This window comes from Erythrobacter dokdonensis DSW-74, assembly GCF_001677335.1.
Taxonomy (GTDB): domain Bacteria; phylum Pseudomonadota; class Alphaproteobacteria; order Sphingomonadales; family Sphingomonadaceae; genus Erythrobacter; species Erythrobacter dokdonensis.
This window is the reverse complement of the sequence record NZ_LZYB01000006.1, coordinates 170,890-191,408: the sequence shown is the minus strand read 5'-3', so window position 1 is coordinate 191,408 and position 20,519 is coordinate 170,890. Positions and strand designations below refer to the sequence as shown.

Below are 20,519 nucleotides of genomic sequence, written 5' to 3'. Positions count from 1 at the left end.
CTATTCGATCACTTTCGGAACGCCGAAGAAACCATGCTCGGCAGCAGGCGCGTTGGCGAGCACATCGGCCTGCTTGCCGCCGCCGGTTAGCGGATCGGCATCGACCACGTCATCGCGCAGACGAAGGGTGTTGGGGATCACCGCCGCCATCGGCTCGATCCCGGTCACGTCGACCTCGCCCAGCTGTTCGACCCACTGGAGGATGCCGTTCAATTCGGGGACCATCCGTTCCAGCGCATCATCGTCCATGCGGATGCGCGCCAGCGACGCGATCTTGGCGACGGTTGCCTTGTCGACCGACATGCGCGCCTCCTTACTGACCCGGCACCGGCGGCGCACCCACCGGACCACCCGGACCGCCCTGCCCCATCTGACCCTGCATCGCTTGTTGCAGGATCGAGAGATTGCGCTCGAAGGTCTGCTGGCTCATCACATCGATCACCTCGATCTCGAATTCGAGATCGGCATTGGGCGGGATCGGCGCGCCCGGCGGCGGCTCGGAACCATAGGCCATGTCGGCGGGGATGAAGAGCGTGTATTTTCCGCCTTTCTGCATCTGCTTCAGCCCCTCGAAGAAGCCCGGGATGGTCGCGCCTTCCTCGATCGGGAAGGGTGTGCCTTCGGGGAAGATGCCTTCGACGGGCAGCGGGATGTCGCGCGATTCGTCAAACACCGTGCCGTCGGCAGCCAGCTTGCCCTTGTACTTGATGAACAGGACGTCGCCGGTCTGCGGCGTCGGGCCGGTACCTGCAGTGATGGTATCGACGTCGAGCCCGCGCGGCACCGCCGACCAGGCGAGCCCCGCACCCACGGCGATGGCAAGGATGACGCCGATCCATAGCTTGGTCAGCGAGCCCTTGGCGACGGGCTGGATCGGAACGCGGGTGATCTCGGTCATGGTGTGGTCCTGAGTGACGGCGCGACCTGCGCCGTGATTGCACGGCAAAAGGGCGCGGGGATGAGCCGCGCCCTGATGGCTTATCGCAAAGAGGTATTCAAGCGGCTTCCGCTAGGAAAACAGCGCTTGAGAACGGGATTACTTGACCCCGTCGCGCTCCATCCGCTTGCGCTCGAGCTTGCGGGCGCGGCGCACGGCGGCAGCCTTTTCACGGGCGCGCTTTTCCGAGGGCTTCTCGTAGTGGCGACGCAGCTTCATCTCGCGATAAACGCCTTCGCGCTGCAGCTTCTTCTTGAGCGCGCGCAGGGCTTGATCGACATTGTTATCGCGAACGATGATTTGCATAAGTGACGACTACCTCATTTCCTCAAACGCCCATAGCCCGCCTCGATTCTCGCGGGGATGCGCGGTGTATTGCCAATGGAACGCGGGCGAATCCCAAGCAGGAGCCGCCCTTCAAACCGCGCCCCGATAGTCCAACAGCGCCCGAAAGGCAAGCCGCGAGCGCGCGAGGTATGTCGGGCGGGGTGCGACCCACGCTAGGCAGAGCGCCCTGCCCTCGCTATGGGCGGGGCCATGAACTCTGAACTCTCCCCTCTATCCGCAAGCCTCAACGTCGCCCTCGGCGGCGCGATTGGCGCGGTGCTGCGCTATCAGGTCGGGCTTGGCGTCGCGCGGCTGGCGGGTGCGGGCAACAGCTTTCCATGGGGAACGCTGGCGGTGAACATCGCCGGCAGCCTGGCAATGGGCGTGCTGCTGGGCTGGCTGGCGCGCGGCGGTATCGCGGCCCAGACTGCCGAGACCATGCGGTTGCTGATCGGCGTCGGCGTGCTCGGCGGCTTTACCACCTTCAGCGCCTTCAGCGCCGAAATGGTGACGATGCTTCACCGTGGTGAAGCGGGCTTCGCGCTGGGCTATGCCGCAGCCTCGCTGGTCGCAGGCATGGCGGCGATGATCATCGGCCTCGTGGCCGCGCAGAGCGTCCAATGACCCGGACCGATACCGACAACGTGCGCCAGTTCACCGTTGGCGAGGATGATGACGGAATCCGGCTCGACCGCTGGTTCAAGCGCAACCTCCCGCAGGTCGGCTTTGCGACCGTCTCGCGCTGGGCGCGAACCGGGCAGATCCGGGTCGACGGAAAGCGCGCCAAGCCGGAAGATCGGCTGGCGGCCGGGCAGGTGCTGCGGGTTCCGCCCGGCGGCGAGGATGCGCAGCGCAAGCCCTCTGCCCCCCGCGCCCGCCCGCTCAGCCCCGAACAGATCGCCGAGGCGCGCGAGATGGTGATCCGCGAGACGCCCACCGCGATCGTGCTGAACAAGCCCCCCGGCCTTGCCACGCAGGGCGGCAGCAAGACCACCAAGCATGTCGACGGGCTGCTCGATGCCTTTGTCGAAAGCGATGCCCCGCGCCCGCGCCTCGTCCACCGGCTCGACAAGGATACTTCGGGCGTCTTGCTGATCGCCCGCACGCCGGGGGCTGCTGCGAGTTTCTCCAAGCGCTTCGCCAGCCGCTCTGCGCGCAAGGTCTACTGGGCGCTGGTCGTCGGCGTGCCGCAGCTGGCCGAAGGCGTGATCGACGCGCCCCTCGCCAAGCAGCCTGGCACCGGCGGCGAGAAGATGCATATCGACGAGGAAAACGGCGCGGCGGCCAAGACCCGCTATCGCGTCGTCGACCGTGCGGGCCAGCGCGCGGCGTGGGTGGAGCTCGAACCGCTGACCGGCCGCACCCACCAGCTGCGCGTCCACATGGCGGCAATCGGCCACCCGATCGTGGGCGATGGCAAGTATGGGGGGCAGGATGCCTTCCTTACCGGCGCGGTCAGCCGCAAGATGCACCTGCATGCGCGCCGCCTCATCATCACCGAGCCCAAGGCGGGAGAGGGGGCCAAGAACAAGGAGGGGGGCGGCAAGCTAGACGTCACCGCCGAACTGCCGCAGCATTTCGCCATGAGCATGGAGGTGCTGGGCTTTGATCCGGCCCTGTCGGATGCTTCGCCCCTGCGCGAGGAAACGCCCGAAAAGACGCCCGAGGAGAAAAAGCAGGCCGCCCGCCGCCACTTCAAGCAGACGCGCAAGGAAACCCGCGCGCCCCGCCGCGCCCGCAGCACGGTGGCGGCGAAGAAGGGCAAGGCCAGGCCCGGCCTGAAATCCAAGCCCAAGCCCAAGCCCAAACCGGGGATCAAGCCGAAAGGCCCCCGCAAGTGAGCCGCACCCGTCTTGCCGTGTTCGACTGCGACGGGACGCTGGTCGATGGACAGGCCGATGTCTGCTGGGCGATGGAACGCGCCTTTTCGCGCGCGGGGCTGGCCGCGCCGGACCCGTCGCTCGTGCGGCGCATGGTCGGTCTCAGCCTGCCGGTCGCGGTGCGCGAGCTAGCGCCGGATCTCGGAGAGGAACAGACCCGCGCGGTCACCGAATTCTACAAGTCGAGCTTCCGCGCCCGGAGGGAAGAAGGCCTGCTCGACGAGCCGCTGTATGATGGCATCGCCGACCTGCTGGCGGGCCTGCGCGATGCAGGCTGGAGCCTTGCGGTCGCCACCGGCAAGTCCGACCGCGGGCTCGCCGCCTGTCTCGCGACGCACGGCATCGCCGACCTGTTCGTATCGCTCCAGACCGCCGATCGCCACCCCAGCAAGCCGCATCCCGCGATGCTGGAGGCCGCGCTGTTCGAGGCAGGCGCCGAACGCCAGGAGGCAGTGATGATTGGCGACACCAGCTTCGACATGCTGATGGCTCGTAGCGCTGGAGTACGCGCAGTGGGGGTCGCATGGGGCTATCATGCACCCGCCGAACTCATGGCGAGCGGGGCGCTTTCGGTGGCCGAAAGCGTCGCCGCGCTCGAAACGGCCCTGTCCGAGGCGCTACCATGAGCCGCGGACAGGACGACGCGCAGACCCGCAATCGCTACCTTGTGCTGAACGCGGTGCGCGTCGGCGGGCTGGCGATGCTGATACTGGGCCTCGCCATCGCGCGCGGGGTGATCGACGCGCCCTATTGGCTCGGCGTGAGCCTTGCCGTGGTGGGCCTGCTCGACTTTTTCTTCGGCCCGCGCCTGCTTGCACGCGGATGGTCATCGCAAGGCAACACGCGCCGATGATCCGCCGGTTCTACAACGAGGTGACGCTCGCGGAAAACGCGGGCGGGTTTCAGGTGATGCTGGACGCGCGCGCAGTGAAGACCGTGGGCGGTAGGCCGCAGATCGCGCCGACGCGGGCGCTAGGCGAGGCGCTGGCGGCGGAATGGCGGCGGCAGGGCGAGAAAATCGATCCCCAAAGCCTGCCGCTGCGCGACATGGCCGATTACGCGATTGACATCGTTGCATCCGGGCCGGCTGCCGTGGCCGAGGGCCTCATTGCCTATGCCGAAACCGATACGCTGTGTTACCGCGCCGACCCTGACGAACCACTTCACGCACGCCAGCAGGAGATGTGGGAGCCCCTGCTCGCCAGTTTCGAAGCGGCCCATGGTATCAGCCTTACACGGGTGAGCGGCGTGCTCCACCGGCCGCAGCCACCGGCAAGCCTTGCCGCCCTCAAGGCGCGGCTCGCCGCGCTCCAACCCTTCGCGCTGGCAGGCGTCGAGGCGATGGCCAAGCTCGCCGCCTCGCTGGTTATCGCGCTGGCTGCGCTTGATGCCGAGGGCGAGGATGCCCCGCTGGCGTTGTGGCAGGCGGCCTGTCTCGAAGAGGAATGGCAGGCAGAGCTGTGGGGCCGCGACGCAGAGGCCGAGGAACGCCGGGCGCGGCGCGAGGCCGATTTCCTGCGCGCCTGCGGCTTTGCGCGGCTGGCTCGGGTTTAGCTCCCCACTGCCCAGTCGGCGGCCTGGCCCGCGACCTCGTTGGCGGCCCGGTTCAGTGCCGCACCCACCGCGCGAGCCTGCGCGGGAACCCCGCTTTCACGCGCTTCGAAACGTCGGGTAATGGCATTGCCCTGCGCATCGACGCGGATCGCGTCATAGCGCACGACCACCGAAGAGGTGGGCGCGTCGTAGCCCATGTCGATCAGCGTGCCGCGCAAGGTGGTGGTGGCAAGCGCCACGGTCTCGTCCCCGTCCAGCACCAGCGCCGCACCGCCGCTGCGCGCCCGCAGTGTCTCGCCCAGCAAATGCCGGAACAGGCGCGCGGGCTTTTCCACCCAGAAGGCTTCCTGCAGATAGGCCAGCTCGGTGTCGGACACCTGCACCGGCACGCGCAACACGTCGAGCTTGGCCGGCGTGTCGAGCGCAAGCACGGCGATCACCTTGCGATCGTCCGATGCCGTCGCACCGCTTCCGGCAGGCGCGCGGGTGCTCGGGCTAAGGGTCAGCAGGCTCTCGGGCGGGGGCCCGCCAAGGCTGATGCAGCCCGCCAGCCCGAGCGCCAGCAGCGCCGGAGCGGCAAGGCGCAGAGCCACCTTCGTCATGCCTGTTTTCGTCACGGCCATTTCCTTCACGGCTTGTAGTCCGGCAGCGCCTTGCCGCCCACCAGCGCGCCCGCGCCTTCGCTTTCGAGCTTTTCGGTGATCGAACGCAGCGCGCGGCTGGTGGCGCGCAGGTCCTGCAAGGTCGCCTCGGCATTGGGCAGCGTGCTTTCGCGCAATTGCCTTGCTGCGGGGCGGGTATCCTCCAGCGTAGCGGCAAGCGAGGTGGCGGCCGCATTGGCCGATCGCAGCGTGGCGCGCAGTTCGGCGGCCAGCGGCTTGCCCTCGTCATTGACCAGCTTTTCGGTGGTGAGCGTCAGCTGCTCGATCGAATCGAGTGTCTGGTTGAATTCCTGGAGCGTGGTCTGGAATTCCTCGAGATTGGCGACCAGCGCCGGGGTCGCGTCCGCCAGACCGCTCGACAGGCGGTTGGTGTTCCTCAGGATCCCGGCAATCTCCTGCTGGTTTTCCGGCCCGAGGATGGTGTTCAGTTGCTCAGTAAGCGTTGCCAGTCGTTCGAGCAGCAGCGGCGCATTGGCGACGATCTCTCCAAAGCCCCCGCGCCCGGGCGGGATCACCGGCCGGCCTTCGGGGCAGGCGGTGGTCTTGCAGGTAATTTCGGGCGCCCCCTTGCGCGCGCCGTCGAGCAGGATGGTCGAAACCCCGGTGAAGCTTGCCTCGATGGTCGCACGCGTGCCGACGAGGATCGGCACGTCGTCCTTGACCTTGATGCGCACCCGCACGAATTCGGGATTGCCCTTGGCCAGCGCGATTTCGGTCACCTGCCCCACCGGCACCCCGGCAAAGGAGACCTGGCTGCCATTGGCAAGGCCGGATACCGATTGCCCGTAGAAGATGTCGTATTCGTCCTGCTGGCCCTGGCCGAGGCGGGCGATCCAGATGATGAATGCCGCCAGCGCCGCCAGCAGCACCAGTGTAACCGCACCGACCCAGAGATGGTTCGCTCTTGTTTCCATGTGCGTTCCCTATGCAGCCCGGCGGGCGTGAATGTCCAACATTCTCTCGCCCTAGCCTTTCGCCCGCGCATGCGAATCGCGCGCCGCCCGCCCGCGCGGGCCGTTGAAATACTCCTCGATCCACGGATGGCCCGTCGCGATCAGTTCGGGGATGGTACCTACCGCAATGATCCGCTTCTCGGCGATCACCGCCACCCTGTCGCAGATCTCGTAAAGCGTATCGAGGTCGTGGGTTATGAGGAACACGGTAAGGCCCAGCGTTTCCTTGAGTTCGCGGGTGAGCCGGTCGAACGCGGCAGCGCCGATCGGATCGAGCCCGGCGGTCGGTTCATCAAGGAACAGCAATTCCGGATCGAGCGCCAGCGCGCGGGCCAGACCGGCGCGCTTCTTCATGCCGCCCGACAGTTCGGACGGATATTTCGTCACCGCGCTTTCGGGCAGGCCGGAAAGCATCACCTTGTAGCGAGCGATCTCCTGTCGCAGTTCGGGGCTGAGATCAGGGTAGTATTTGCGCAAGGCCACTTCGACATTCTCGCCCACGGTGAGCGTCGAGAACAGCGCTCCGCCCTGGAACAGCACGCCCCAGCGGCGGCGCACGCCGATACCGCGATCAAGGTCGACCCCGGTGATGGTATGCCCCAGCACGTCGATCCGCCCCTCGCTGGCGCGTTGCAGGCCGATGATGGCGCGCATCAGCACCGATTTGCCGCTGCCCGATCCCCCCACCACGCCAAGGATTTCTCCGCGCCGCACGGTCAGGTCGAGATTCTCGTGAACGACAAAATCGCCGAACCGGATCCCAAGCCCCTCGACCACGATCGGGGGTGCATCATCGGGAGAAGAGACAGAACCGCTCATCGCCTACCCCCAGCCCACTTCGGTGAAGAACACCGCGAAGAAGGCATCCAGCACGATCACTGCGAAGATTGCCGAGACCACGGCCATCGTCGTGCGGCGGCCGACTTCCTCGGAATTCCCGCGCACCTGGAGCCCGTGGTAGCATCCGGCCAGCGCGACGATCAGGCCGAACACCGGTGCCTTGATGAGGCCTACCCACAGATCATGCGTGGGCACCACTTCCTGGATGCGGGCAAGGAAGGTCCAGAACGGGATGCCCAGCGCAAGCTCGCCGACCACCGCACCGCCGACAATCGCCACAACCGAGGCATAGAAGCCCAGCAGGATCATCATGAAGGTCGCGGCCATGATCCGCGGGATAACCAGCACCTCGACCGGCGAGATGCCGATGGTGCGCATCGCGTCGATCTCCTCGGTCAGCTTCATCGTGCCCAGTTGCGCGGCAAAGGCGCTGCCCGAACGGCCGGCAACCATGATTGCCGTCATCAGCACGCCCAGTTCGCGCAGCGTTATGCGTCCGACCAGATTGACCGTCAGCGCCTCGGCCCCGAACTGCTCAAGCTGCACCGCGCCCTGCTGGGCGATGACGATGCCGATCAGGAAGCTCATCAGCCCGATGATCGGCAAGGCGGTGACGCCGACCAGCTCCATCTGGTGCACCAGCGCCTTGACCGGGAAGCGGGCGGGATTGCGCGCAAGGCTCGCCGCGCCAATCAGGATCTGCCCGAAAAAGCCAACCACGCCGTACAATCCAGCGCGGGCTGCATAGACCTTCTCGCCCAGCTTCACGGGCACGCGCTCCCATGCCGGAAGACGCGGTGGGTGAATTTCGCTGCCGGGTTCGATCCCGCGGACCGCGCCAAGCAGGCGCTGTGCCGCCTCGCTGGCTGCGGTAATCTCGGCCTCGTGCGCACGGGCGAATTGCAGCACCACCCATGCGCCGACGGTGTCGATATCCTCGACCCCTGAGAGGTCGATCGACGCGATCGGACCGGGCATGGTGTGCAGCGCGCGTTCGAGAGGAGCAATCGCGGCAAGCGTAAGCGTGCCGGACAGCATCAGCCTGGGGCCGCCCGCGCCGTCCTCTACCAGCGAATATTGCGCGGATTTCTCCATCGGGTGTCAGCTATGGGGAGATTTTGTGCCACGGGCAAGGCTCTCGGGCCATGCGGCGTGCGCTTGCATGATTGCATCGCAGCATCGCTGCTGGCATGGCGCGGCCCATCATGCCAAACCCGACCGACACGACCTTGCCCACCACCTTCGACCCCGCCGATATCGAGGCGCGCTGGTATGCCCATTGGGAGACGAACGGCCTGTTCCGGCCCGAGCGCCCCGAGGCGGAAGCCTTCACCATCGTCAACCCGCCGCCCAACGTCACGGGCAGCCTGCATATCGGCCACGCGCTCGACAACACCTTGCAGGACGTGGTGATCCGCTATGAGCGCCTGCGGGGCAAGGACGCCTTGTGGGTTGTCGGAACCGACCATGCGGGCATCGCCACCCAGATGGTGGTCGAACGCCAACTTGAAGAGCGGCAGGACAAGCGCACCAATTATACGCGCGAGGATTTCATCGCGAAGGTTTGGGAGTGGAAAGAGGAAAGCGGCGGCACCATCACCCGCCAGCTGCGCCGTCTGGGCTGCTCGATGGACTGGAGCCGCGAGCAGTTCACCATGGACCCGCACTTCACGGCTGCGGTGATCAAGACCTTCGTTGACCTTTACAACGACGGTCTGATCTACCGCGACAAGCGGCTGGTGAACTGGGACCCCAAGCTCAAGACCGCGATTTCCGATCTGGAAGTCGAGAGCCGCGAAGTGAAGGGCCACATGTGGCACTTCAAATACCCGCTCGCGAATGGCGCGACCTACACATATGTCGAGCGCGACGCGGAAGGGAACGTCGTGCTCGAAGAGGAGCGCGATTACATTTCCATCGCCACCACCCGTCCCGAAACCATGCTGGGTGACGGCGCGGTGGCGGTGCATCCCTCGGATGCGCGCTATGCGCCGATCGTGGGGATGATGTGCGAAATCCCGGTCGGACCGAAGGAACACCGCCGCCTGATCCCGATCATCACCGATGATTACCCGGATCCAGACTTCGGCTCGGGCGCGGTCAAGATCACCGGCGCGCATGACGAGAACGATTACGGCGTTGCCACCCGCAACGGCATCCCGATGTACCGGCTGATGGACGAGGTCGCGGCGATGCGCAGCGACGGCGCGCCCTATGCCGAATGCGCCGCCCGCGCCCGCGAGATCGCCGCCGGGGCGGAATTCTCGGCCAAGGAAGTCGATACGCTCAACCTCGTGCCCGACGAATATCGCGGGCTTGATCGCTACGAAGCGAGAAAGCGCGTCGTCGCCGACATCGATGCCGAAGGCCTGATGATCAAGGTGGAAGACAAGGTCATCATGCAGCCCTTCGGCGACCGCGGCGGCGTGGTGATCGAGCCGATGCTGACCGACCAGTGGTATGTGAACGCGGCGGAACTGGCGAAGAAGCCGATCGCGGCGGTGCAGACCGGCGAGATCCAGATCGTCCCCAAGAGCTGGGAGAAGACCTTCTTCAACTGGATGAACGACATCCAGCCGTGGTGCGTCAGCCGCCAGCTGTGGTGGGGCCACCGCATTCCGGCGTGGTTCGATGCCGAGGGCAATATCTACGTCGCCGAAAATGCCGAACAAGCGCAGAAGCAGGCTGGCGAAGGCGTGGCCCTTCGCCAAGACGAGGATGTGCTCGACACGTGGTTCTCCAGCGCGCTGTGGCCCTTCGCCACGCTCGGCTGGCCCGAAGGCGACGCGCCGCTGCTCGCGAAGCACTTCCCCAACTCGCTCCTCATCTCCGGCTTCGACATCCTGTTCTTCTGGGATGCGCGGATGATGATGATGGGCTTCTACAATATGGGGCAAAAGCCCTGGGACAGGCTCTACCTCCACGGTCTCGTGCGCGCGGCCGACGGGGCGAAGATGTCGAAGTCCAAGGGCAATGTGGTCGATCCGCTCGGCCTCATCGACCAGTACGGCGCGGATGCCTTGCGCTTCTTCATGGCGGCGATGGAAAGCCAGGGCCGCGACATCAAGATGGATGAAAAGCGGGTCGAGGGATACCGCAACTTCGCCACCAAGCTGTGGAACGCGGCGCGCTTCTGCCAGTCGAACGGCATCGGGGCGTCCGACACGATCAAGGCTCCGCTAGCGCGCCTTGCCGCCAACCAGTGGATCATCGGCGAGGTGCAGCAATGCGTCACCGCGATCGAGAACGCGATGGCCGACCTGCGCTTCGACGCGGCGGCCAATGCGATCTACCAGTTCACATGGAGCAAGTTCTGCGACTGGTATCTGGAACTGATCAAGCCGGTCTTCGCAGGCGACGCCGACAGCCCGCCCGCCATCGAGACCCGCGCCGTCGCCGGATGGGCGCTCGACCAGATCCTCGTCATGCTCCACCCCTTCATGCCCTTCATCACCGAGGAGCTGTGGCACAAGCTGGGCGAGCGTCCGTATGAGTTGATCGTGGCGCAGTGGCCGAAGCCGGAGGCGGAAGTCAGCAAGGAAGCGACCGACGCGATCGACTGGGTGATTGACCTTACCACCAGCACCCGCAGCGCGAAGAACGAACTCGGCATCGCACCGGGGGCGAAGCTGGCGGCATGGTTGGCGGCACCTTCGAACGTGGCGGCGCGCACCATTGAGCGCTCCAGCGCCGCGATCGAACGCCTTGCGCGCCTGACCCCGGTGACCATCGGCGATCCGCCCGCTGGCCCGGCGATGCAGGTGACCGCAGGCGAGGACGTGTTCGTGATCCCGCTCGAAGGGATCGTCGACATCGCGGCCGAAAAGGCGCGGCTCGAAAAGGCGCTGGCAGCCTCCCAGAAGGAGGCCAAGAGCCTGGAAGGCCGCCTGTCGAACCCCGCCTTCGCCGAAAAGGCCAAGCCGGAAGCGGTGGAGAAGGCGCGTGCCGATCTCGCCCACCACTCCGGCGAGGTCGAACGGCTGACCGCCGCGCTGGCACGGCTGGGGTAGTCCCCCGTCCCCGCGCGGGCCGAAGCCAGCAGGGAAGGTTTTCCCAATCGCCCCTGTCTCCTGCCGGTCTGCCCGCCCCGAAAAACCGTCCCGCCTTGCCGGTGAGCTTGCTATGGAGCTTGGCATGACGACGCGCCCCCCACCTCGCATCCTCGCCATCGCCGGCTCCGATTCCTCGGGCGGTGCGGGCATTCAGGCCGACCTCAAGACCATCGCCATGCTCGGCGGATACGGCATGACCGCGATCACCGCGGTAACAGCGCAGAATACGGTGGGGGTGCAGGCCATCGCGCCGATGGCGGGCGACATGGTGGCAGAACAGATTGCCTCCTGTATCACCGACATCGGGGTTGATGCGGTCAAGATCGGGATGCTGCATGATGCCGACATCATCGCCCATGTCGCCCGCGCGCTGGAGGGTGTGACCGCGCCCGTGGTGGTCGATCCGGTGATGATCGCGACCAGCGGCGCGGCGCTGATCGATCCCGAGGCCATCGCCGCCTTGCGCGAGAGCCTGTTCCCGCGCGCCGCACTGATAACGCCGAACCTGCCCGAACTCGGCCACTTGCTGGGCCGCAAGCTTTCCACGAGTGCCGAGATGGTCGAGGCGGCCGAGGAGCTGTCGCACCTGACCGGCGCGGCAGTGCTGGCCAAGGGCGGGCACACCTCGGACGCGCGGATCATCGACGTGCTCTACATCCCCGGCTCGGCCGCGGGAGAGGGGCGCGCGGTGCAGTTCGACCACCGCCGGATCGACACGCCCCACACTCACGGCACGGGTTGCACCCTGTCATCCGCCATCGCGACGCTGCTGGGCCACGGCCAGCCTTTGGAGCACGCGGTCAGGCTGGGTCGCAACTTCGTGATCCGGGCGATCGAGGCCGCTCCGGGCTTCGGCGCGGGCAATGGCCCGCTGGGACATCACGCGGTCCGGCGGCTGGATTAGGCGCGCGCCAGCCAATCTTCCTGCGACAGCGCGAAATAGACCGAATCGCACCATTCGCCGCCAATCAACATGGTCCGTTCGGCGCGATGGGTTTCGGCAAAGCCGAGCTTCCCGAGAAGCCGGATCGAGGCGGTGTTGCGCGGATCGACATCGGCAATGATCCGCTCCTGTCCATGCAGTGTAAAGGCCCGCGCGATGACAGGCACCAGCGCCTCGGCCACCAACCCCTGCCCCCACAGCGCCGGGTCGATGATGTAGCCGATGTCGGGAAAGCGGAAGAACCCGACCTTGCCGACCGCGCGCCCCTGATATTCGATGATGAAATCATCGCCCTCTTCGGGCGCGGTCGCAGCCATCGCTGCCAGCCAATCGCGGGTCTCGGCCTCGGTCTCGTGCGGCGGCGTGGCCCAGTAGGCCATGGCCTGCGGATCGCACAGCAGGCGGTGCATCGCGGCGAAGTCCGCTTCGGGCCGCACCCGGCGAAGCACCAGCCGCCCGGTTCGGATGATCGGGCTGTCAGTCGCGGGCGAGCTCATAGAAATCCGCGATGCAATCCCAGGCTTCCTCGGCGGTTTCGCACCACTGGAACAGGTCGAGATCGGCCTTGGAAATCGTGCCTTCCTCGGCCAGTGCCTCGAAATCGATCACGCGGGTCCAGAAATCCTTGCCGAACAGGATGATCGGGATCGGCTTCATCTTGCCGGTCTGGATCAGGGTGAGCAGCTCGAAGAATTCATCGAAGGTGCCGAAACCGCCCGGGAACACCGCCACCGCCCGCGCGCGCAACAGGAAGTGCATCTTGCGCAGCGCGAAGTAATGGAACTGGAAGCTGAGGTAGGGTGTCACGTAGGGGTTCGGCGCCTGTTCGTGGGGCAGCACGATGTTGAGGCCGATCGATTCGGACCCTGCGTCCGAGGCGCCGCGGTTGCCAGCTTCCATGATCGACGGGCCGCCGCCGGTGGTGACGACGAACTGGCGCTTGCCATCCTCGATGATCGCCTTCTCGCTCACCATGCGGGCAAGCTTGTAGGCCTCGTCGTAATATTTCGCCTTCTCGGCGAGACGCTGGGCGACCTTTTTCTCGTAGTCGGAGCCGTTCTGCGCCGCCTCGATCCGTGCCTCGGCCTGAGCAGGCGAAGGGATGCGGGCCGAACCATACATCACCAGCGTCGAGCCGACCCGCGCCTCGTCGAGCAGCATTTCGGGCTTCAGCAGTTCCAGCTGGAAGCGGATCGGCCGCAATTCGTCGCGCAGCAGGAATTCGGTGTCGCGGAAGGCCAGCTTGTAGGCCGGATGCGCGGTCTGCGGGGTGCGCTCGGGCACGCCCTCGGCAAAGCGGGTTTCCTCGCCAGCGCGGTAGAACTTGCGGTTCGTCAGGTCTTTTTCGGTCATTCCAGACCCCTAGTAGGGGTGCCGTTGACCCGCAATAGTGATGCTTTGGCAATGTTTCACATGGAACATTGCGGACAGGTTTCAGGCGATGTGGCTGGATGCCCCGCGAGGATTCGAACCTCGATTGACGGAGTCAGAGTCCGTAGTCTTGCCATTAGACGACGGGGCATTGGCCGGGGCGCCGGGATTCGGCGGCCTCAAGCGAGGGCGCTCACTAGTTTCGCAGGCGCGCGAGGTCAAGGCCATGCTGCGTGCGCCCTTCCCGCCCGCTTGCCCTGCGACAGCGGTTGCGTTAGCTTGCCCGCAGGTGCCGCGCGCAAGCTCTGCGCGTATGGTGATTTGAAAGTACCAGAGACATGGCGGACACTCTGCCGCCGGACAGGAATGCCAGGGCTGGCAAGAAACGGGGCGCAAGGTCCGGCAAGGTAGCCGATTTTCGCTACAAACATGCCCCTCAGCCCGACAAACGCAATCACGGCTTCGACAGCCGGGGCAGTGGCGCAGGCGCCGTCTCCCGTCCGCGCGCCGCGCATGATCTCGACGCGATCGGAACGCTGCGTCCGGGCCATTCCGGCGAGGCCTATGCCGCCCTTGACCTTGGCACCAATAATTGCCGGTTGCTGATCGCGCGTCCTTCTGGCCGCGACTTTACCGTGATCGACGCCTTCAGCCGCGTCGTGAAGCTTGGCGAGGGGCTGGCGACAAGCGGGCGCCTTTCGGACAAGGCGATGGAACGCACGCTCGCCGCCTTGGCAATCTGCGCCGACAAGCTCCAGCGCCGCAATGTCCGCCTCGCCCGCTCGGTCGCGACAGAAGCCTGCCGCAGAGCCGAAAACGGCCCCGATTTCATCGAACGTGTGCGGCGCGAGACCGGCATCGCGCTCGACATCATCAGCGCCGAGGAAGAAGCGCGCCTTGCGGTGCTGGGCTGCCACATCCTGCTCGAGGCGGGCGAAGGGCCGGCGATGATCTTCGACATCGGCGGCGGATCGACCGAACTGGTGCTGGTCGAGGCGGGCGGGCCCGAGGCAAGCCGCGTACCGCGCATTCTCGACTGGCAGAGCGTGCCGTGGGGTGTCGTATCGCTTACCGACACGGTCGGCCGCAGCGAGGAAGGCGAAGCGGCGCGCGCGGCGCGCTATGCCGAGATGCGGCGACTGGTTTCCGAAAGCTTCGCCCCCTTCGCGATGCGAGTCGCCCATGCAGCGCGCCATTCTGATATTCGCCTGCTCGGTACCAGTGGCACGGTCACGACGCTTGCCAGCCTCTATCTCGAACTGCCCAGCTATGATCGCAAGGCGGTAGACGGGCTGATCGTTCCCGCCACCGAAATGCGTGACATCAGCGCGCGGCTGTCGGTGATGACCCCTTACGAGCGAAGCACACTGCCCTGCATCGGGCAGGACCGCGCCGATCTGGTGGTCGCCGGATGCGCGATCCTCGAATCGATACTCGACCTGTGGCCCGCGCGGCGGCTGGGTGTGGCCGACCGCGGCATCCGCGAGGGCATCCTCAGAAGCCTGATGGCGGCCGAGCGGCGCTCCGCACATTCCCTGCGCGCGCTCCAGCAACAACGCTCCGGTCAGGCTGGCTCGTGAGCCGCGGCGCCAAGACCCCCGGCAAGCGGGTCAAGACCGCGCGCGGGCGCACCGCGTCTCAAGTGCGCTGGCTCGAACGCCAGCTCAACGACCCCTATGTCAAGCAGGCCAGAGCCGATGGCTATCGTAGCCGCGCGGCCTACAAGCTGATCGAGCTCGACGAGAAGTTCGGCCTCCTGAAAGGCGCCGAACGGGTGGTGGATCTCGGCATCGCGCCAGGTGGCTGGACGCAGGTGGTGCGCCAGAAGGCGCCCAAGGCCGAGGTGGTGGGAATCGACCTGCTTGCCGTCGATCCGATCGAGGGCGTTACCATCTTCCAGATGGACTTCATGGCCGACGAGGCTCCCTCGATGCTGGCCGAAGCACTGGGCGGAACGCCCGATCTGGTGCTCTCGGACATGGCCGCCAACACCGTCGGACACAAACAGACCGACCACCTGCGCACCATGGGTCTGGTCGAGGCGGCGGCGTGGTTCGCGGTGGATAATCTTGCACCTGGCGGCGCTTTTGTTGCCAAGGTGCTTGCGGGCGGCACCGATACCGAGCTGCTCAACCTGCTCAAGCAGCACTTCGCCAGCGTGAAGCACGCCAAGCCTCCGGCGAGCCGCAAGGGTTCGTCCGAATGGTATGTGGTGGCGCAGAAATTCAAAGGGCGGGGATAACCCGTCCTTCGCTTGATCGGCAATGTCGGGGTAGCACCCGGGCGACAAGATTACTCGGTCGCGGCAACCGGATCGGTGCCGGCCTCGGCTTCCGCCACGGCCTCGGCTTCTTCTGCAAGCGCAGCGTCGGCGGGAGCCTCCTCGGCAGCGGCCGGCGTGAAGGCCGGGAGCGGCAGGTTCGAGCCCTGTGCGTTGAGATAGGCGGCAATCGCGGCGCGATCCTCGACCTTGGACAAGCCGGCAAATCCCATCTTGGTGCCAGGCACATAGGCCTTGGGGTTCTTGAGCCAGGCGTCCATCTTTTCCCAGTCCCACTGGCCGCCCAATGCCTGCAATTCGCCGCTATAGGCAAAGCCCGGCTTGGCCGCCACGCTTGCGCCCATGATGCCGTGGAGATTCGGACCGACCCCGTTGGCACCGCCCGCGGCGATCGAGTGGCAGCTCTGGCACTTGGCGTAGGCTTTCTCGCCCGCAGCAACCAGATCGGCCACCGGCATCGCGTTCAACGCTTCGGCGATCGAGACTTCCGCCGGTCCGGCGGTTTCTTCCACCGCACCTTCGATCACATAACCGAGCTGTTCGGGACGCTCCGGCTTGTCGCCGTGGAAATACTTGCCCGACAGGATCGACAGGCCAAGCCCGACGACGCCCGCGAACAGCACCCAGCCTGCGGCGGTATTGAACAGATCGCCGCCGCCGGTCTGGCCTGCAGCTTCAGCTTGCGAAGGAGTGTCCTGAGTCATTGCGGCTCGCCCATAGTGGCGGCTGTTCGCACACGCAAGGGCGATCGTGGCACGAATTCTTGCACCTTTTGCAAGCAGGCTTGCCGCTTGGCTCCGGTGGCTCTAGCAGCCTTCCCATCATGCGATCCTTTCCCGGCCCCGCTCTCGAAATCGTCGACAGGATGCGTGCGGCCGCAGCCGTCGATCCCGCGCGCGCCATCGCCCTCCAGGGTTCGCCCGGCGCCAATTCGCACCGCGCCGCGACCGAGGCGCGGCCGGATCTGCTGCCGCTGCCCTGTTTCAGCTTCGAGGATGCGCTGGATGCGGTGAAGGACGGGCGCGCGGGTCATGCGATCATCCCGATCGAGAATTCGCAGCACGGCCGCGTGGCCGACATCCACTTTCTGCTGCCAGAAAGCGGACTGCATATCGTCGGTGAATTCTTCATGCCGATCCATCACGCGCTGATGGCCCTGGGTGAAGGCCCGTTCGAAGCAGCCTACAGCCACCCGCAGGCATTGGGCCAATCGCGTCGCTACCTGCGCGAAAAAGGCATCGTGCCGCTCAGCCATGCCGATACGGCGGGTGCGGCGGCCTTCGTTGCCGAGCGCGGCGATCCCACGGTCGCGGCCATCGCCCCTGCGATTGCCGCCGACCTCTACGGCCTGAAGATCATCGAACACAACGTCGAGGACAGCCCCGACAACATGACCCGCTTCGTGATCCTGGCCGCTGCCCCCCTCGCCCCCGAAGCGTTGGCGGGCAAGCCGGTGATGACGACTTTCGTGTTCGAGGTGAAGAATATTCCCGCTGCGCTATACAAGGCACTCGGCGGCTTCGCGACCAACGGGGTCAACATGACCAAGCTGGAAAGCTATCAGATCGGCGCGAGCTTTTCCGCGACGATGTTCTACGCCGACATCATCGGTGCGCCGGGCGATCCGGCTGTCGACCGGGCGCTTGAGGAATGCGCGTTCCATTCCAAGGAATTGCGTATCCTCGGCACCTACGGGCAGGCCCGCGCGCGGGGGTAAAGGGCGGCAAGGCGGTTTCCCGGTTGCGCCTGCCCGCGCGCCATGCCACCACCGCGCAGGCATGACCGCAGCGGCTGAGACCCTTCCGACCGAATCCGCCCAAGATTCAGGCGTATCCTCCGCCTTCGATGCTGCCGCATGGCAGCGGCTGCGCGATGACGGCGACCTGCAATTCGCGCCGGTCGACATCCCCGAGATCACGCCCCCCGAACCGAACTGGTTCGAACGGATGCTGGCGGCGGTCTATGACTTTCTTGCCGAACTTTTTGCTCCGCTCGGGCAATTGCTGGGCGCTTCGTGGTGGTGGCTGCAATGGGTCCTGCTCGCCGCGGTGGCTGGCTTTGTGCTGCTCCAACTGGTGCGCGCCTTCGGTCCATGGGCCGGAGGCCGTCGCCAGACCGCCGCCCATGAGCAGCCCGAATGGCAGCCCGAACGCGCCGCCAGCCTTGCGCTGCTCGAAGATGCCGATGCACTCGCCGCGCAAGAACGCTTCGACGAGGCCGCCCGGCTGCTGCTGCAGCGCAGCGTCGGGCAGATCGCCGCCGCACGCCCCGACTGGGTCGAACCGGCCAGCACCGCGCGCGAACTCGCCGCGCTGCCCGCCCTGCCCGAAGCCGCCCGCACCGCTTTCCATATCATCGCCGAACGGGTCGAACGAAGCCTGTTCGCCTTGCGCGCGCTCGACCGGGCCGATTGGGAAGCAGCGCGCGCAGCCTATGCCGATTTCGCCCTTGCCCGGCTTGATCCCGGCGGGCGGGCAGGATGACCGGTGGTGCGTCCTTTTCGCGCGGAGGCGCACTGGCGCTGGTGGCGCTGGGTTTCGCGCTGTTCCTCGCGCTGATCGTGCTGATCGCCTCTGGCGCGTCATTCGGCGGGGGCGGCAACAACGGGCAGGCCCATGCCGCGGGCAAGGGGCTCAATGGCTATGCCGGTCTAGTGCGCCTGCTCGAGGGAGCGGACTACAGCGTCACCCGCTCGCGCAGCCCCGCGGGACTGGAGACCGAAGGCCTGCTGGTGCTTACTCCGCCGCCCGCGACAGATCCCGAAGAGCTGGGCGAACTCCTGAAGAAGCGCGAGAATATCGGCCCGACGCTGGTCATCCTGCCCAAGTGGAGCGCGCTGCGCCCGCCGCAGGAGCTCCCGCGCGAGGCTCGCAGCAAGTTCAAGCCGGGCTGGGTCATCCTCGGCGATGCCTACGAACTGGAATGGCCCTCCAAGCTGCCCGCACCCTACCGCTTCACCCACAAGCGCGAGGTGCTGGGGCAGGACGAGAGCGCGGGCTGGGACGGGCTGAATCTGTCGGGCGAACTGCCGACCCGCACGATCCTCCACACCGACGAGGACGCGCTACACGAACCGCTGGTGGCCGATGCCGCCGGGCACTGGCTGGCGATCCGCGTGCTGGGCGAGGAAGGCAGCGCCTATTACGAGGATGCCCATTGGACGACCTTCGTGGCCGAGCCCGATCTTCTCAACAATTACGGCCTTGCCGACGAAGCGCGCGCCGCGGCAGCGCTCGCGCTGTTGCGCGATGCCGCCTACGACGGCGACATCACCGATATCACCTTCGATCTGACACTCAACGGTTTCGGCGCCTCGGAGAACCTGCTCACGCTGGCCTTTCGCCCGCCTTTCCTCGCTGCGACCCTGTGCCTGCTTATGGCGCTGCTGATCATCGGCTGGCGCGCGTTCCAGCGCTTCGGTCCGCCCGCAGCCGAGGCCGGGCCGGGCATCGCCTTTGGCAAGGAGCGGCTGATCGCCAATGGCGCAGGCCTGATCCTGCGCGCGCAGCGTTTCGGCCTCTTGGGCGCGCCCTATGCGACGCTCGCCGGGCGCAGGCTGGCCGACCGGCTGGGGCTGGCCGGTCACGAGCCAACGGCCATCGATGCCGCGCTTGCCCGCCGCCTGCCGGACGAGGAACCCTTCTCGCGCCGCGCCGCGCGGCTGCAATCTGCCGAAAAACCCGCCGACATCCTCGAGGCCGCACGGGCACTCGACGATCTGACCTACAAGCTGTGACAGGATAGACGAACCCATGACCATGAGCCTTACGGACGTGCGCGCGCTTGCCGATGCCATCCGCGCCGAGATCGCCAAGGCGATCGTCGGGCAGGACGATATGGTGGATATGCTGCTGGTCGCGCTTCTCTCCGAAGGCCACGTGCTGATGGAAGGCCCTCCCGGCACTGCCAAGACCTTCCTCGCCAATGCCTTCGCGACCGCGCTGGGCCTTGATTTCGGGCGCATCCAGTTCACCCCCGACCTGCTGCCCGGCGACATTCTCGGCTCCAACCTGTTCAACTTCCAGACCAGCCAGTTCACCCTGACCCGCGGGCCGATCTTCTGCGACCTGCTGCTGGCGGACGAGATCAACCGCACACCGCCGAAAACCCAGGCCGCACTGCTCGAAGCGATGCAGGAACGGCGTGTGACGCTAGACGGGGAAACCCACCACCTGCCCGAACGCTTCATGGTGGTCGCAACGCAAAACCCGATCGAGAACCAGGGCGTCTATCCTCTCCCCGAAGCCCAGCTCGACCGCTTCCTGTTCAAGCTGCTGGTGCCCTATCCGGCCGAGGAGGAGGAAAACCGGATCGTCGCAACCTTTGGCCGCAGAAGCGGGCCGCAGCGTCCCGCTGATCTGGGCGTCGCTGCGGTTACCAATGCGGCCGGTATCGGGGCGGCGGCCGGGGCGCTGTCGCAGGTCACCGTCGCCGACGAGATCACGTCTTACGTGGTGCGGCTGGTGCGCGCCACGCGCGAACATAGCGAACTGACTGTCGGCGCATCCCCGCGCGCCGCCGTGCTGCTGGCCGGAGCCGCTCGCGCCCGCGCCGCGCTGGAGGGCCGCGACTATGTCATCCCCGACGATGTCAAGGCGCTGGCCGTGCCGGTGCTGCGCCACCGCCTGACGCTCTCGCCTGCGGCCGAGATCGAGGGGCGCGACATGGAGGCGCTGGTCGCCGAGCTGGTCGAGAGCACCGAGGCGCCGCGCTAAGCTC

The 20,519-nt window shown here is 66.4% G+C and carries 23 protein-coding genes and 1 tRNA gene; 13 read left to right on the top strand and 11 right to left on the bottom strand.

Annotated features, from left to right (window positions below; translation table 11 throughout):
* The 3 genes from gatC to rpsU all read right to left on the bottom strand — a co-directional run bounded on the left by gatC (window position 1) and on the right by rpsU (window position 1,243).
* Entirely contained in the window at window positions 1-303 is a 303-nt protein-coding gene (gene gatC / locus I603_RS11585; protein WP_068865223.1) for an Asp-tRNA(Asn)/Glu-tRNA(Gln) amidotransferase subunit GatC, read from the bottom strand.
* A gap of 10 nt (window positions 304-313) precedes the next feature.
* Window positions 314-898: an FKBP-type peptidyl-prolyl cis-trans isomerase gene (locus I603_RS11580; RefSeq protein WP_068865220.1), complete on the bottom strand. Its 585-nt coding sequence runs from the start codon at window positions 896-898 to the stop codon at window positions 314-316.
* Window positions 899-1,036: 138 nt separating this feature from the next.
* Window positions 1,037-1,243 (bottom strand): 30S ribosomal protein S21, encoded by a 207-nt coding sequence (gene rpsU / locus I603_RS11575; protein WP_066772550.1) that lies wholly within the window; start codon window positions 1,241-1,243, stop codon window positions 1,037-1,039.
* A 231-nt stretch (window positions 1,244-1,474) separates the two neighbouring features.
* On the opposite strand from rpsU, the gene crcB reads away from it, so the two are divergent.
* From crcB to I603_RS11550, 5 genes are read left to right on the top strand one after another with little or no spacing between them, the layout of a single operon-like run.
* Complete coding sequence (gene crcB / locus I603_RS11570) at window positions 1,475-1,888, top strand: fluoride efflux transporter CrcB (protein ID WP_068865217.1); 414 nt, start codon at window positions 1,475-1,477, stop codon at window positions 1,886-1,888.
* Window positions 1,885-3,105, top strand: coding sequence for an RluA family pseudouridine synthase (locus tag I603_RS11565; RefSeq protein ID WP_068865215.1), 1,221 nt, complete (start codon window positions 1,885-1,887; stop codon window positions 3,103-3,105). The genes crcB and I603_RS11565 overlap by 4 nt, the downstream gene beginning before the upstream one ends.
* Window positions 3,102-3,770, top strand: a complete 669-nt coding sequence (locus tag I603_RS11560; RefSeq protein ID WP_068865213.1) for an HAD-IA family hydrolase — start codon at window positions 3,102-3,104, stop codon at window positions 3,768-3,770. Before I603_RS11565 ends, I603_RS11560 begins: the two co-directional genes overlap by 4 nt.
* Window positions 3,767-3,997: a hypothetical protein gene (locus I603_RS11555; RefSeq protein WP_068865211.1), complete on the top strand. Its 231-nt coding sequence runs from the start codon at window positions 3,767-3,769 to the stop codon at window positions 3,995-3,997. The genes I603_RS11560 and I603_RS11555 overlap by 4 nt, the downstream gene beginning before the upstream one ends.
* Window positions 3,997-4,698, top strand: coding sequence for an ATP12 family chaperone protein (locus I603_RS11550; RefSeq protein ID WP_068865487.1), 702 nt, complete (start codon window positions 3,997-3,999; stop codon window positions 4,696-4,698). Before I603_RS11555 ends, I603_RS11550 begins: the two co-directional genes overlap by 1 nt.
* Here I603_RS11550 and I603_RS11545 read toward each other — a convergent pair.
* From I603_RS11545 to I603_RS11530, 4 genes are read right to left on the bottom strand one after another with little or no spacing between them, the layout of a single operon-like run.
* On the bottom strand, window positions 4,695-5,315 hold the full coding sequence (locus I603_RS11545) for an ABC-type transport auxiliary lipoprotein family protein (RefSeq protein ID WP_232305366.1): 621 nt from the start codon (window positions 5,313-5,315) through the stop codon (window positions 4,695-4,697). The genes I603_RS11550 and I603_RS11545 overlap by 4 nt on opposite strands.
* 11 nt (window positions 5,316-5,326) lie before the next feature.
* Window positions 5,327-6,274: an MlaD family protein gene (locus tag I603_RS11540; RefSeq protein WP_068865207.1), complete on the bottom strand. Its 948-nt coding sequence runs from the start codon at window positions 6,272-6,274 to the stop codon at window positions 5,327-5,329.
* Between the two features lie 51 nt (window positions 6,275-6,325).
* Window positions 6,326-7,132 carry an ABC transporter ATP-binding protein gene (locus I603_RS11535; protein WP_068865204.1) on the bottom strand — a complete coding sequence of 269 codons (807 nt, stop codon included), beginning with the start codon at window positions 7,130-7,132 and terminating at the stop codon, window positions 6,326-6,328.
* Window positions 7,133-7,135: 3 nt separating this feature from the next.
* Window positions 7,136-8,248 carry an ABC transporter permease gene (locus I603_RS11530; RefSeq protein ID WP_068865203.1) on the bottom strand — a complete coding sequence of 371 codons (1,113 nt, stop codon included), beginning with the start codon at window positions 8,246-8,248 and terminating at the stop codon, window positions 7,136-7,138.
* A gap of 95 nt (window positions 8,249-8,343) precedes the next feature.
* Between I603_RS11530 and I603_RS11525 the strand changes: the two genes are divergently transcribed.
* Complete coding sequence (locus tag I603_RS11525; RefSeq protein ID WP_232305365.1) at window positions 8,344-11,163, top strand: valine--tRNA ligase; 2,820 nt, start codon at window positions 8,344-8,346, stop codon at window positions 11,161-11,163.
* Between the two features lie 124 nt (window positions 11,164-11,287).
* Window positions 11,288-12,109, top strand: a complete 822-nt coding sequence (gene thiD / locus I603_RS11520; protein WP_068865482.1) for a bifunctional hydroxymethylpyrimidine kinase/phosphomethylpyrimidine kinase — start codon at window positions 11,288-11,290, stop codon at window positions 12,107-12,109.
* Here the strand turns inward: thiD and I603_RS11515 are convergent.
* The 3 genes from I603_RS11515 to I603_RS11505 form a co-directional block, all read right to left on the bottom strand.
* Window positions 12,106-12,645, bottom strand: coding sequence for a GNAT family N-acetyltransferase (locus I603_RS11515; RefSeq protein WP_068865201.1), 540 nt, complete (start codon window positions 12,643-12,645; stop codon window positions 12,106-12,108). The genes thiD and I603_RS11515 overlap by 4 nt on opposite strands.
* Window positions 12,626-13,501: an LOG family protein gene (locus I603_RS11510; RefSeq protein ID WP_068865199.1), complete on the bottom strand. Its 876-nt coding sequence runs from the start codon at window positions 13,499-13,501 to the stop codon at window positions 12,626-12,628. The genes I603_RS11515 and I603_RS11510 overlap by 20 nt, the downstream gene beginning before the upstream one ends.
* Window positions 13,502-13,596: 95 nt before the next feature.
* Window positions 13,597-13,670 (bottom strand) — tRNA-Gln (locus tag I603_RS11505).
* A gap of 187 nt (window positions 13,671-13,857) precedes the next feature.
* On the opposite strand from I603_RS11505, the gene I603_RS11500 reads away from it, so the two are divergent.
* Window positions 13,858-15,099 (top strand): Ppx/GppA phosphatase family protein, encoded by a 1,242-nt coding sequence (locus I603_RS11500; protein ID WP_068865197.1) that lies wholly within the window; start codon window positions 13,858-13,860, stop codon window positions 15,097-15,099.
* The gene (locus I603_RS11495) at window positions 15,096-15,761 is read left to right on the top strand and encodes an RlmE family RNA methyltransferase (protein WP_068865195.1); all 666 of its coding nucleotides are present in this window, start codon (window positions 15,096-15,098) and stop codon (window positions 15,759-15,761) included. Before I603_RS11500 ends, I603_RS11495 begins: the two co-directional genes overlap by 4 nt.
* A gap of 50 nt (window positions 15,762-15,811) precedes the next feature.
* Here the strand turns inward: I603_RS11495 and I603_RS11490 are convergent, their stop codons facing one another.
* On the bottom strand, window positions 15,812-16,504 hold the full coding sequence (locus I603_RS11490; RefSeq protein WP_068865193.1) for a c-type cytochrome: 693 nt from the start codon (window positions 16,502-16,504) through the stop codon (window positions 15,812-15,814).
* 119 nt (window positions 16,505-16,623) lie between these two features.
* Between I603_RS11490 and I603_RS11485 the strand changes: the two genes are divergently transcribed.
* The 4 genes from I603_RS11485 to I603_RS11470 all read left to right on the top strand — a co-directional run bounded on the left by I603_RS11485 (window position 16,624) and on the right by I603_RS11470 (window position 20,515).
* Entirely contained in the window at window positions 16,624-17,517 is an 894-nt protein-coding gene (locus tag I603_RS11485; RefSeq protein WP_068865191.1) for a prephenate dehydratase, read from the top strand.
* Between the two features lie 61 nt (window positions 17,518-17,578).
* Window positions 17,579-18,283 carry a hypothetical protein gene (locus I603_RS11480; protein ID WP_068865189.1) on the top strand — a complete coding sequence of 235 codons (705 nt, stop codon included), beginning with the start codon at window positions 17,579-17,581 and terminating at the stop codon, window positions 18,281-18,283.
* Window positions 18,280-19,536 (top strand): DUF4350 domain-containing protein, encoded by a 1,257-nt coding sequence (locus tag I603_RS11475; RefSeq protein ID WP_068865186.1) that lies wholly within the window; start codon window positions 18,280-18,282, stop codon window positions 19,534-19,536. Before I603_RS11480 ends, I603_RS11475 begins: the two co-directional genes overlap by 4 nt.
* A gap of 22 nt (window positions 19,537-19,558) precedes the next feature.
* A complete protein-coding gene (locus I603_RS11470) occupies window positions 19,559-20,515 on the top strand; it encodes an AAA family ATPase (protein WP_068865480.1) in 957 nt (318 codons plus the stop codon).
* Window positions 20,516-20,519: the final 4 nt, after the last annotated feature.

Coding starts and splice junctions, on each gene's coding strand:
- gatC (WP_068865223.1), bottom strand. CDS start 303: ATGTCGGTCGACAAGGCAACCGTCGCCAAGATCGCGTCGCTGGCGCGC.
- I603_RS11580 (WP_068865220.1), bottom strand. CDS start 898: ATGACCGAGATCACCCGCGTTCCGATCCAGCCCGTCGCCAAGGGCTCG.
- rpsU (WP_066772550.1), bottom strand. CDS start 1,243: ATGCAAATCATCGTTCGCGATAACAATGTCGATCAAGCCCTGCGCGCG.
- crcB (WP_068865217.1), top strand. CDS start 1,475: ATGAACTCTGAACTCTCCCCTCTATCCGCAAGCCTCAACGTCGCCCTC.
- I603_RS11565 (WP_068865215.1), top strand. CDS start 1,885: ATGACCCGGACCGATACCGACAACGTGCGCCAGTTCACCGTTGGCGAG.
- I603_RS11555 (WP_068865211.1), top strand. CDS start 3,767: ATGAGCCGCGGACAGGACGACGCGCAGACCCGCAATCGCTACCTTGTG.
- I603_RS11540 (WP_068865207.1), bottom strand. CDS start 6,274: ATGGAAACAAGAGCGAACCATCTCTGGGTCGGTGCGGTTACACTGGTG.
- I603_RS11535 (WP_068865204.1), bottom strand. CDS start 7,132: ATGAGCGGTTCTGTCTCTTCTCCCGATGATGCACCCCCGATCGTGGTC.
- I603_RS11530 (WP_068865203.1), bottom strand. CDS start 8,248: ATGGAGAAATCCGCGCAATATTCGCTGGTAGAGGACGGCGCGGGCGGC.
- I603_RS11525 (WP_232305365.1), top strand. CDS start 8,344: ATGGCGCGGCCCATCATGCCAAACCCGACCGACACGACCTTGCCCACC.
- thiD (WP_068865482.1), top strand. CDS start 11,288: ATGACGACGCGCCCCCCACCTCGCATCCTCGCCATCGCCGGCTCCGAT.
- I603_RS11515 (WP_068865201.1), bottom strand. CDS start 12,645: ATGAGCTCGCCCGCGACTGACAGCCCGATCATCCGAACCGGGCGGCTG.
- I603_RS11510 (WP_068865199.1), bottom strand. CDS start 13,501: ATGACCGAAAAAGACCTGACGAACCGCAAGTTCTACCGCGCTGGCGAG.
- I603_RS11500 (WP_068865197.1), top strand. CDS start 13,858: ATGGCGGACACTCTGCCGCCGGACAGGAATGCCAGGGCTGGCAAGAAA.
- I603_RS11490 (WP_068865193.1), bottom strand. CDS start 16,504: ATGACTCAGGACACTCCTTCGCAAGCTGAAGCTGCAGGCCAGACCGGC.
- I603_RS11485 (WP_068865191.1), top strand. CDS start 16,624: ATGCGATCCTTTCCCGGCCCCGCTCTCGAAATCGTCGACAGGATGCGT.
- I603_RS11480 (WP_068865189.1), top strand. CDS start 17,579: ATGACCGCAGCGGCTGAGACCCTTCCGACCGAATCCGCCCAAGATTCA.
- I603_RS11475 (WP_068865186.1), top strand. CDS start 18,280: ATGACCGGTGGTGCGTCCTTTTCGCGCGGAGGCGCACTGGCGCTGGTG.
- I603_RS11470 (WP_068865480.1), top strand. CDS start 19,559: ATGAGCCTTACGGACGTGCGCGCGCTTGCCGATGCCATCCGCGCCGAG.